This window comes from Candidatus Methylomirabilota bacterium, assembly GCA_035315345.1.
In the GTDB taxonomy this organism is placed as follows: domain Bacteria; phylum Methylomirabilota; class Methylomirabilia; order Rokubacteriales; family CSP1-6; genus CAMLFJ01.
Genome location: DATFYA010000029.1, coordinates 1 through 12,030, shown reverse-complemented (window position 1 = coordinate 12,030; position 12,030 = coordinate 1). Strand labels below are relative to the sequence as shown.

Annotated in this window: 7 protein-coding genes and 1 pseudogene; all 8 read left to right on the top strand. The window is 70.3% G+C overall.

Annotated features, from left to right (window positions below; translation table 11 throughout):
• Positions 1 to 108: 108 nt before the first annotated feature.
• Positions 109 to 798, top strand: coding sequence for a transglutaminase family protein (locus VKN16_04415; GenBank protein HME93442.1), 690 nt, complete (start codon positions 109 to 111; stop codon positions 796 to 798).
• Positions 799 to 960: 162 nt separating this feature from the next.
• Positions 961 to 3,756, top strand: a complete 2,796-nt coding sequence (locus tag VKN16_04410) for a 2-oxoglutarate dehydrogenase E1 component (GenBank protein HME93441.1) — start codon at positions 961 to 963, stop codon at positions 3,754 to 3,756.
• Positions 3,746 to 5,059, top strand: a complete 1,314-nt coding sequence (gene odhB, locus VKN16_04405; protein HME93440.1) for a 2-oxoglutarate dehydrogenase complex dihydrolipoyllysine-residue succinyltransferase — start codon at positions 3,746 to 3,748, stop codon at positions 5,057 to 5,059. The genes VKN16_04410 and odhB overlap by 11 nt, the downstream gene beginning before the upstream one ends.
• 2 nt (positions 5,060 to 5,061) lie before the next feature.
• Entirely contained in the window at positions 5,062 to 6,456 is a 1,395-nt protein-coding gene (gene lpdA, locus VKN16_04400; GenBank protein ID HME93439.1) for a dihydrolipoyl dehydrogenase, read from the top strand.
• 75 nt (positions 6,457 to 6,531) lie between these two features.
• A pseudogene (locus VKN16_04395) lies at positions 6,532 to 6,918 on the top strand (OsmC family protein).
• Between the two features lie 45 nt (positions 6,919 to 6,963).
• Entirely contained in the window at positions 6,964 to 8,550 is a 1,587-nt protein-coding gene (locus tag VKN16_04390; GenBank protein HME93438.1) for an efflux transporter outer membrane subunit, read from the top strand.
• Positions 8,551 to 8,711: 161 nt separating this feature from the next.
• Complete coding sequence (locus tag VKN16_04385; GenBank protein HME93437.1) at positions 8,712 to 9,788, top strand: efflux RND transporter periplasmic adaptor subunit; 1,077 nt, start codon at positions 8,712 to 8,714, stop codon at positions 9,786 to 9,788.
• Positions 9,785 to 12,030 (top strand): efflux RND transporter permease subunit (locus VKN16_04380; GenBank protein ID HME93436.1); only part of this gene is annotated, 2,246 nt, incomplete at its 3' end. The genes VKN16_04385 and VKN16_04380, both read left to right, overlap by 4 nt.

Below are 12,030 nucleotides of genomic sequence, written 5' to 3'. Positions count from 1 at the left end.
TCACGATCCCGGACGTGGCCTCGGGCCCCGGGCTGGAGGAGGCAGGCCACTGGGTATTGCCGGCGGTCCGGGAGATCGCGGCGGCCTGAGCCCGGAAAGGACGACGCCATGGACGCGGAGGAGCGCCGACGGTATCTCGAGCCGACCCGGCTCATCGACTCGACCCACGCGGCGGTGATCGAGCAGGCCCGCCGGCTGACCGCGGGCTGCGCGAGCGACCGGGAGAGGCTCGAGCGCATCTACTACTTCGTGCGCGACATCCCCTACGACATCCTCGCCGCCTTCCGCGATCTCGCGGCGGGCCGGGGACGGGCGAGCGACGTGCTGCAGGCCGGCCACGCGTTTTGCATGGGCAAGGCCAGCTCCTTCGTCGCGCTCTGCCGCGCCGCCGGCATTCCCGCGCGCGTCGGCTTCCAGCAGCTGCACTGCCCGGACAAGCCGTTCATGTCCGAGGAGGTGCGGCGGCTCTGGGGCGATCGGCCGCTGCCCCGCCACTCGCTGGGCGAGGCCTATCTCGACGGCCGCTGGCTGAAGCTCGACGCGACCATCGACGCCGCGACCGCCGCCGCCAAGGGCCGGCCCTACACGCGGCAGTTCGACGGCCTGCACGACATCCCCACCGTGGAGGGGCCGATCGTGAAGGATCTCGAGAGCCACGCCGACTACCCGCCGGACGTCGCCGCCTGGTACGAGACGATGGCGCGCGAGGTGATGCGGGCGCTCGACGCGGCCGATGCCCGCGACCGCGTGGCCTCCGACGACGCGCTCTGGAGCGGGCCGCGCCCCGGCGGCGCGTAGACGTCGCTTCTCGAAGGATGGACGTCGGTCGGAGGCGCCTTGGTATCGGTGGTACCCTCGGATCGTGACGAGCGCCGGCGCAGTCCTCGCCCGGCCCAGCGGGCATGAAGACCGAGGTGCCTCCGGGCCGGACTCACGCCTCGGTCGAGGATCGGAGCCCCGTTGAGCGCTCCAGTGGGGCCGAATCCGGCCAATCTGTCGTTCGTCGAGGACCTCTATCGCGAGTTCCTTCGCGACGAGTCCGCGGTCCCGGAACAATGGCGCCGGTACTTCGAGCGGCTCGACGGGGACAACGGCGGCGCGCCCGGCTGGCGCCCGGGTCCGTCGTTCAAGCCGCGAAGCCTGTTCGCTCCGGTCGGCTCCGCCGGCGCCGAGCCGCCGGACGTGACGGAGCTGCTGAGGCGTCAAGACCGAGTCGCGGAGCTGATCTCCGCCTACCTGGACCGCGGGCACCTGGCGGCCCGGATCGATCCCCTCGGCTTCCCACGGGCGCCCCAGGCGCAGCTCGATCCCGCCTTCTACGGCTTGAGCGATGACGACCTGGACCGGTCCTTCTCGACGCATGGCATTCCGGGGCCTCCGCTCCGGCCGCTGCGCGAGATCCTGGACATCTTGCGCGCCGCCTACTGCGGCTCGGTGGGCCTCGAATTCATGCACATCGACGATCTCGAGCGGCGCACGTGGCTCCGCGAGCGGATGGAGGAGGTGGGTCACCGCGCCCACCTCACGCGAGACGAGCAGCTGCGGGTGCTGACGCGATTGACCGACGCGGCCATCTTCGAGGAGTTCATCCAGCACAAGTATCCGGGGGCCAAGAGCTTCTCGCTCGAAGGGGCCGAGAGCCTCATCCCGCTGCTCGATCTCGTCATCGAGACCGCGGCCGGGCAGGGGGTCGAGGAGATCGTGATGGCCATGGCGCATCGCGGCCGGCTGAATGTCCTCGCCAACATCCTCGGCAAGCGGCCGCGCGAGATCTTCGCGGAGTTCGAGGACCGGGCCGACGCGTTCCGCGATGGCCGGGGCGACGTGAAGTATCACCTCGGCTACAGCACGGACTGGGCCACCGCCTCGGGGCGGAAGGTTCATCTGTCGTTGTGCTTCAACCCGAGCCACCTGGAGTTCGTGGATCCGGTGGCGCTCGGCCGGATGCGAGCGAAGCAGGATCGGGCCGGCGACACCGCGCGGGTGCGCGGCATGGCGCTCCTCATTCACGGGGACGCCGCCTTCGCGGGCGAGGGGGTGATCCAGGAGTCCCTCAGCCTGAGCCAGCTCGAGGGGTACCGGACGGGCGGCACCTTCCACGTCGTGGTCAACAACCAGCTCGGGTTCACCACGGCTCCCGAGGAGGCGCGCTCGTCTCCCTACGCGACCGACGTGGCCCGGATGCTCGAGGTGCCCATCTTCCACGTCAACGGCGAGGATCCGGACGCGGTCAGTCACGTGGTCGAGCTCGCGATGGAGTTCCGGCGCCGGTTCCGGAGCGACGTCGTCATCGACATGTACTGCTACCGCCGCCGCGGCCACAACGAGGGCGATGAGCCGTCCTTCACCCAGCCGCTCATGTATCGCGCGATCGAGCAGCGCGCGTCCGTCCGCGACAGCTACCTCGCGCACCTGCTCACCCTCAACGGGCTCACCCGGGACGACGCGGATCGCATCGCGGTCGAGCGGCGGACCGAGCTGGAGCAGGAGCTGAGCGAGGCGCGAAGTCCCCGCTACGCGCCGCTCCGCGAGGCGAGGGCCGGCGTCTGGATCGGCTACCACGGTGGCTCCGGCGGGGACGACGAGGACGTCGCCACCGGCACCGAGCGGGACCGGCTCACCGGGCTCGTGCGCGCGCTGGCCCGCGTACCCGACGACTTCCACGCGCACCCGACCATCGCCCGCGGGCTCGCCCGCCGCCGCGAGATGGCCGAGGGCACGCGCCCCCTCGACTGGTCCGCGGCGGAGGCGCTGGCGTTCGCGACGCTGGCCGCCGAGGGTCACCGGGTGCGGCTGACCGGTCAGGACACGGCCCGGGGCACGTTCAGCCACCGCCATGCGGTGCTGCACGATCGAGAGAGCGGCGCGACGTACATGCCGCTGGCCCACGTCGCGCCGGGCCAGGCGACCGTCGAGATCTACAACAGCCCGTTGTCGGAAGTCGGGGTGCTCGGCTTCGAATACGGCTACAGTCTGGACTGCCCCGACGGCCTGGTGCTGTGGGAGGCCCAGTTCGGCGACTTCGTCAATGCGGCCCAGGTCATCGTCGACCAGTTCATCACGAGCGCAGAGGAGAAGTGGCGCCGGCTCAGCGGGCTCGTGCTCCTGCTGCCCCACGCGTTCGAGGGCCAGGGGCCCGAGCATTCCAGTGCCCGGCTCGAGCGGTTCCTGGAGCTGGCGGTCCACGACAACATCCAGGTGACGAACCCGACCACCCCCGCCCAGTACTTCCACCTGCTGCGGCGGCAGGTGCTTCGCCGCTGGCGCAAGCCCCTCGTGGTCATGACTCCGAAGAGCCTGCTCCGGCACGTGAAGGTCGTGTCGGCGCTCGAGGAGCTCGAGCGGGGCAGCTTCCAGCGCATCATCGGCGATTCGGTCGTGTCGCCGGAAGGGGTCGTGCGGATCCTGCTCTGCAGCGGCAAGGTCTACTACGATGTGCTGGCAAAGCGGGAGGAACTGGGGCGGAGCGACGTCGCGATCCTGCGGCTCGAGCAGCTCTATCCCATGCGGGACGAGCGGCTCATGGAGGCGCTCGCCCCCTATCCCCCCTCGGCAGGCGTGGTGTGGGTGCAAGAGGAGCCGGCGAACATGGGAGCATGGCGGTACCTGCTGGCGCGCTTCGGCAACCGGCTGGCGGACGGGCGGCCCTTCGCGGGCGTCTGTCGGCCCCCTTCGGCCAGCCCGGCCACGGGCTGGGCGGCCCTTCATCGGAGCGAGCAGCAGAAGCTGCTGAAGGCGGCGTTCGATGCGAGTTGAGCTGCGCGTGCCGGCCGCGGGCGAGTCGATCACCGAAGTCCAGGTCGCGGACTGGCTCAAGCGAGCCGGCGACCCGGTACGGCAGGACGAGGCGGTCGTGCTGCTCGAGACCGACAAGGCGGCGATGGAGCTGCCGTCGCCGGTGGCCGGCGTGCTCGCCGAGATCGTGAAGCAGAAGGGGGAAACCGCGAAGGTCGGCGAGGTGCTGGCGTACGTGGAAGACGCGCCGGTTGGGGAGGCACCCGCCCCGAAGAAAGAGGCGCCTGCCGCCCAGCCGACGAAGCCGACGCCCGCGGCCCGACCAAGGAAGCCATCGCCGGCTGCCCAGCCCACCACGAGCCCGGCGGCGGAGTCGCCACGCGTGATGCCGGGCGCACGTCGGCTCATGGCGGAGCGGGGGATCGAGGCCGATGAGGTGGCCCCTACCGGGCCGGGCGGCCGGCTCCTGAAGGAGGACGTGGTCCGCCATCTCGACCAGGCGCGAGAGCCCGCGGGCGCGGCAGCGCCGGTGGGGCCGGAGGCGGCTGCCCCGGCGACGGCCGCGCCCGCCGCGGCGGCGCCGACGTCCCCACGGCCCGGGGCCGGGTCGCGGGTGGCGGCGGCGCGCGAGGAGGAAGCGGTGCCGATGAGCCCGCTGCGGCGCCGCGTCGCCGAGCGACTGGTCCAGGCGCAGCAGACCGCGGCGCTGCTGACGACGTTCAACGAGATCGACATGTCCGCGGTCATGGCGCTGCGGCGCGCTCACCAGGAGGCGTTTCAGCAGCGGCACGGCGTGAAGCTCGGCTTCATGTCGTTCTTCGTCAAGACGGTGATCGAAGCCCTCAAGCAGTGCCCCGAGCTGAACGGCGAGATCCGCGGCACCGACATCGTCTATCGCAACTACTTCGATGTCGGGATCGCGGTCGGGGGCGGGCGCGGGCTGGTGGTGCCGGTCCTCCGCCATGCGGAGCGGTTGAGCTTCGCCGAGATCGAGCGGGCCATCGCCGATTTCGCCGGCCGTGCCCAGGCGAACAAGCTCACGCCGGACGAGCTGCAAGGGGGGACGTTCACGATCTCGAACGGCGGCGTCTACGGCTCGCTGCTGTCGACGCCGATCGTGAACCCTCCGCAGAGTGGCGTCCTCGGCCTGCACGTGATCCAGGACCGTCCGGTCGCGCGGGAGGGTCAGGTGGTCATCCGCTCGATGATGTACGTCGCGCTCACCTACGACCACCGGATCGTGGACGGCCGGGAAGCGGTGGGCTTCCTGAAGCACGTGAAGGAGTGCATGGAGGAGCCGGCCCGTCTCCTGCTGGAGATGTGACGGTGGCGCCCCGCCCGCAGCACGACCTGGTCGTGATCGGCGCCGGCCCCGGCGGGTACGTGGCGGCCATCCGGGCCGCCCAGCTCGGATTGAACGTGGCGTGCGTGGAGCGCGAGCCCGTGCTCGGCGGGACGTGCTTGCGGGTGGGCTGCATCCCCAGCAAGGCGCTGCTCGAATCGAGCGAGCTCTACGCCTCCTGCCGGGGCGGCCTCGAGGCGCACGGCATCCGGCTCGGCGCCGTCACGCTCGACCTGCCGGCCATGCTCCGCCGCAAGGACGAGACGGTGTCGGGGCTCACGCGGGGGATCGACGGATTGTTCCGGAAGCACCGGATCACGCGCTACACCGGGCAGGCGCGGATCGCGGGCCCGCGCCAGGTCACCGTGGAGAGCGAGAAGGAGACGGTGGGCGTCACCGCGCGGCGCATCCTCATCGCGACGGGCAGCGCGTCCGCCGCGCTGCCCGGCGTGGCGCTGGACGGCGACCGCATCGGCACCAGCACCGAGGCGCTGAGCTACCCCGACGTTCCGGAGCACCTGGTGGTGATCGGCGCCGGCTACATCGGGCTGGAGCTGGGATCGGTGTGGCGGCGGCTGGGGGCCCGGGTCACCGTCGTCGAGTACCTGGATCGCATCCTCCCCGGCGTGGACGCGGAGATCGCCGCGGAGGCCCGGCGCTCGTTCGAGCGGCAGGGCCTCGAATTTCACCTCGGCACTGGCGTCACCGGTGCGCGCGTGGAGGGCGACCGCTGCGTCGTCGAGTGCGGGGACGCCAAGCCCCTCCACGGTGACCGGGTCCTGGTCGCGGTCGGGCGGCGGCCGATGACCGAGGGGCTCGGCCTCGACGCGGTCGGGATCACGCTGGACGCGCAGGGCCGGATTCCCGTGGACGAGCGCTTCGCCACCGGCGCCGACTCCGTGTTCGCCATCGGCGACGTGATTCGCGGTCCCATGCTGGCCCACAAGGCACAGGAGGAGGGGATCGCCTGTGTCGAGACGCTCGCGGGCGGGGCCGGGCACGTCAACTACGACGCCATCCCGAGCGTGGTGTACACCGCGCCCGAGATCGCGTCGGTCGGCCGGAGCGAAGACGAGCTCCAGCGCGCCGACGTCGAGTATCGCCGGGGGGTGTTCCCCTTCGCGGCCAACGGTCGCGCCCGCGCCCTGGGCCACCCCGAAGGCCGGGTCAAGGTGCTGGCCGACAAGAAGACCGACCGCGTGCTCGGCGTTCACATCATCGGCCCGCGCGCCGGTGACCTCATCGCCGAGGCCACCGCCGCGATGGAGTTCGGCGCGAGCAGCGAGGATATCGCGCGCACCTGCCACGCTCATCCGACCCTGGCCGAGGCGCTGCGGGAGGCGGCCCTCGCGGTGGACGGCCGCGCGATCCACGTCTGAGGCACGAAGCCGCGAACACCGATACCGGGGGGCGCCATGGCAAGCACCGTCGTCGTGCAGGGAGGAAGCTCCGGATTCGCGCAGGACATCGTCGTCGGCCGTCACCGCTTCAGCGCGGATGAGCCGGAGTCGGCGGGAGGCGGCGACCACGGGCCGTCGCCCTACGACTTGCTCCTGGCCGCGCTGGGGGCCTGAACCTCGATGACGGTCGCGCTGTACGCGCGGCGCAAGGGATGGCCGCTCACGGGAGTGACCGTCCGTCTCCGGCACTCGCGGATCCACGCGTCGGACTGCGCCGAGTGCGAGACCCGGGAGGGCATGCTCGATCGGATCGAGGCGGAGCTCGCACTCGACGGCCAGCTCGGCGACGAGCAGAAGGCGAAGCTCTTCGAGATCGCCCAGCGGTGCCCGGTCCATCGGACGCTCACGTCCGAGGTCGACATCCAGACGCGCCTGGTCTGACGGGACATGGCCTTTCGGCAGGGTGGCGCTCCGAGCGACGATCGGATGACTTCGGGAGCGCGCGCGCTCCGCGCCCTCGGCGTGGTGCTGCCGCTCGTCCTCGCGCTCGGGGGCTGCATGGTCGGGCCGAACTTCCAGCCGCCGAAGGTGAGCGTGGCGACGAGCTGGCAGGACACCGCGGATCAGCGGGTCGGCACCGGGGCCACCACGTACCGCGACTGGTGGAAGACCTTCGGCGACCCGGCCCTGGACCGCCTCGTCGAGCACGCCTACCGGGACAACCTCACGCTTCGACAGGCGGGCGTGCGGGTCCTGCAGGCCCGGGCCCAGCTGGGCGTCGCGGTCGGTGAGATCTTTCCGCAAACGCAGCAGGCCGTCGGGGCGGTGCAGTACATCCGGACGAGCGATCGGGCCCCGACGTCCACCGCCTTCTCCGGCAGCTTCGCCTACTGGCAATCCGAGATCGGGGCCCAGGCCACCTGGGAGCTGGACTTCTGGGGACGGATCCGCCGGGGCATCGAATCGGCCGACGCCAACCTGCTCGTGACGCTCGCGGACTACGACACCACGCTGGTCACGTTGACCGCGGATGTCGCGAACGCCTACATCGCGCTCCGCACCGCCGAGGAGCGTATCCGCATCGCCCGCGCGAACGTGGAGATCCAGGAGGAGACCCTCAAGATCGTGGAGGCCAAGTTCACCTACGGCACGGTGACCCAGCTCGATGTCGAGCAGGCCCGGACCGTGCTCTTGAACACGCGGGCGACGGTTCCGACCCTGGAGGCCCAGCTCCGTCAGGCGCGCGATGCGCTCAGCGCCCTGCTGGGCATGCCCCCGAGCGATCTGGGCGACCTGCTGACCGGTCCGTCGCGAATTCCCGTCTCGCCGCCCCAGATCATCGTGGGCATTCCGGCCGATCTGCTGCGCCGGCGGCCGGACCTCCGCAGCGCCGAGATGCAGGCGGCGGCTCAATCCGCCCAGATCGGCGTGGCCAAGGCGGATCTGCTCCCCGCCTTTTCCCTGATCGGCAATCTCGTCCTCCTCTCGACGGATCTGGGGACCTTCCGGCTCAGCGACATGTTCCGCTGGGGGTCTCGCCAGGTTCAGGTCGGGCCCTCCGTGCAGTGGAACATCCTCAACTACGGCCAGCTCTCGAACAACGTGCGGGCGCAGGACGCGCGCTTCCAGCAGCTGCTGCTGGCCTATCAGCAGGCGGTGCTCGTCGCGCAGCAGGACGTGCAGGACAACCTGGTCGCGTTTCTCCGCGCTCAGGACCGCGCCGACCTGCTGGCCCGCAGCGTGACCTCCAGCCGGACGGCGGTCGACCTCGCGGTGCTGCAGTACCGCGAGGGCGTGACCGACTTCACCACGGTCCTGACCGCGCAGCAGACCCTCCTGACTCAGCAGGACAGCCTGGCGAGCACGCTCGGCGGCATCTCGACGAGCCTCGTCGGCGTCTACCGGGCGCTGGGAGGCGGCTGGGAGATCCGGGAGGGTGAGGAGCTCGTGCCGCCCGAGCTGCGGGCCGAGATGCAGCAGCGCACGAACTGGGGCAATCTGCTCGCCCCCGCGCATTACAACCTGCCGGCCTCTCGTGAGCCGAAGGCGACGCCACGGTTTCCGGACTGGTGATCACATGCGGATCGGGGAGTCGGAGTCGCCCGAGAGCTCACGGAGGAGCCGCCATTCGTCGAATCGGACGCATCGCCGCCTGGACCGTGGTGTCCGGGCTGCTCGTTCTGCAATCGGGCTGTCGGGAGACGCCGCCGCCCGCGGCTCCGCCGCCGCCGAACGTGACCGTCGCCCAGCCCGTGCGGCAGACGGTGACCGACTACCTCGACCTGACCGGCAACACGCAGGCCATCTACACCGTGCAGCTGGTCGCGCGGGTGGCCGGGTACCTCGAGAAGGTGCTGTTCCAGGACGGGCAGCGGGTCAAGAAGGGCCAGCCGCTCTTCGTCATCCAGCAGAATACCTATGAGGACAACCTCCGGCAGGCCGAGGCCACCATTCAGCAGTTCCGGGCCCAGCTGCAGTACGCCGAATCCCAGCTGAACCGCTTCACCAACTTGATCCAGCACAACGCGGCCGCCCAGGCCGACGTCGACAACTGGCGCTTCCAGCGCGATACCGCCGCGGCCAACCTCGCCTCGGCGCAGGCCCAGCGAGATCTGGCGAAGCTCAATCTGGAGTACACGCAGGTCACCGCGCCGTTCGACGGGCGAATGGATCGACGGCTGGTGGATCCCGGCAACCTGGTCGGGTCGCCCGGCAACACGGTCCTGGCCAACATCAACCAGATCGACCCGATCTACGTCTACTTCAACATCAGCGATCTCGATCTGGCCCGCCTGCTCAAGAGCACGCGCGGGATCCCCGGCCCGTCGGACGCGCGGAAATGGCCGGTGCACGCGGGCCTGCCCAGTGAAGAGGGCTATCCCCACCGGGGACACCTCGACTTTGCCGCGATCAGCCTGACCGCCACCACCGGCACGCTGCTGATGCGCGGCGTGCTGCCCAACCCGGACGGGAAGATCCTCCCCGGCCTCTACTCGCGGGTGCGGGTGCCCCTCGAGCAGAAAGCCGCGCTCCTGGTTCCCGAGGTGGCGATCGGGCATGACCAGCAGGGCGCGTACCTGCTCGTGGTGAACGACAAGAACGCCGTGGAGCGCCGCAACGTCACGACCGGGATCGCGGTGGATGGACGCCGGGTCATCGAGGGCGGACTCACCGGCCCGGAGTGGGTGATCGTCAACGGTCTGCTGAAGGCCGCGCCCGGGCGCCAGGTCACCCCCGAGCGGGCGGGCGGCGAGGGCCCGCCGGCCCCCGGCGCCCCGGCGGCCCTTCCTCCGAGGAAGACCGCGCCGTGATCTCCCGGTTCTTCATCGAGCGGCCGATCTTCGCCAACGTCATCGCCCTCGTCACCGTCCTCATCGGGGCCGTGTTCATCTACGGCCTGCCCATCGCGCAGTATCCCGAGATCGTTCCGCCGACCATCCAGGTGAGCACGCGCTATCCGGGGGCGAGTGCGGAGGTCGTCGCGGCCACGATCGGGGTCCCGCTGGAGCAGGCGATCAACGGGGTCGAGAACTCCATCTACATGTCCTCGACCAGCGCGAGCGACGGCTCGTACCAGCTGACGATCACCTTCGACGTCGGCACGGACCTCGACACGTCGCTGGCCCTCGTCCAGAACCTCGCCAACAGCGCCCTGGCCCAGCTCCCCGGCGGCGTCACCGTCCAGGGGGTCAACGTCCGCAAGGTCTCCCCCAACATCCTGCTGGTGGCCAGCCTCTATGCCGAGGACGAGCGCTTCGACGAGATCTTCTATTCCAACTACGCGCTCATCAATCTGCAGAACCCGCTGGCCCGGATCCCGGGCGTGGGCCAGGTGCGGATCTTCGGGGCCGGCCCCTACAGCATGCGGGTCTGGCTGGACCCGAAGCGGCTGCAGACGTTCGGGCTCACCACCGCGGACGTCCTGGCCGCGATCCGGGGGCAGAACATCGAGGTCGTGGCCGGCCAGCTCGGGGCGCCGCCGGTCCCGGAGGACCAGCCGTTCCAGTTCACCATCAACGCCCTGGGCCGCCTCTCCGATGCCGGCCAGTTCGAGGCGATCACGATCAAGTCGGTCGGCGGCACCGCGCCGCAGCTCGTGCGCCTGCGCGATGTCGCCCGGGTGGACCTGAGCCAGCAGAGCTTCAGCAACTATTCGCGGTTCACCGGCCACAAGTCGGCCCAGATCGTGGTGTTCGCGCTGCCGGGGGCCAACGCCATCCAGGTCGCCAACCGCGTGTACGCGGCCATGGCCGAGATGAGCCAGCAGTTTCCCGACGGCATGAAGTACGCGATCCGCTACGACACCACCCTGTTCGTCCGGGAGGCCATCTCCGCCGTCTACCACACCCTGTTCATCGCCGCGGTGCTGGTGCTGATCGTCATTCTCGTCTTCCTGCAGAACTTCCGGGGCATGCTGGTGCCGGCCACCACGGTTCCGGTCACCATCGTCGGCGCCTTCATCGCCATGGCCGCGCTGGGCTTCACCGTGAACCTGATGACGCTGTTCGCCCTGATCCTGGCCATCGGCATCGTGGTGGACGACGCCATCATCATCGTGGAGAACAGCTCGTACTACATCGAGCAGGGGATGTCCCCCAAGGACGCCACCATCCGGGCCATGGACGAGCTCACCGGGCCGGTGATGGGCATCACCCTGGCCCTGGTGGCGGTCTTCCTTCCGGCCGCCTTCCTGCCCGGGATCACCGGGCAGATCTTCCGGCAGTTCGCGCTCGTCATCGCCGCCACCGCGGTCATCAGCGCGCTCAACGCCTTGACCCTGAAGCCGGTCCAGTGCGCGCTCTGGTTGAAGCCGCGCGGGAGCAAGCGTCCCAACTGGTTCTACCGCGGCTTCAACCGGGCCTTCGGAGCGGTGACCGACGTCTACATCGGGATCGTCGGACGGATGGTGAAGCACCCGGGACTGATGGTCGTGCTCTTCGCGGTCATCGTCGGGGCGACCGCGTGGGGGTTCGTCCGCCAGCCGACCGGGTTCCTCCCCACCGAGGATCAGGGCTACGCGGTCCTGGTCTCCATCCTGCCCGAAGGCGCCTCGCAGCCCCGATCGCGGAGCGTGGCCGAGAAGATCGCGGCCCTGCTGGAGAAGACCGACGGGCTCGCGGGCTGGGTGACCATCGGAGGATTCTCGGTCCTCGACTTCGCCAACGTCCCGAACGTATCCACGACCTTCATCGTGTACAAGAGCTGGAATGAGCGCGGCGCGGGGCTCACGCAGGACCGGATCGTCTCCGGTCTCAATCGCGAGCTGGCCGGGATCCAGGAGGCCCTGGCCTTCGTGGTGATCCCGCCGCCCATCCGCGGCCTCGGCCAGACCGGGGGCTTCCAGATGATGGTGGAGGACCGTCGAAGCCTCGGCCTCGCCGAGCTCCAGCGCAACACGGCCGAGCTCGTTCAGAAGGGCAACGCCAACCCGAGCCTCCGCGGCCTCGCCAGCACGTTCAGCGCCCGCAGCCCGCAGGTCTACCTGAACATCGACCGGACCAAGGCGGAGTCCATGCAGGTGCTGCCGTCGAGCATCTTCGAAACCCTGCAGGC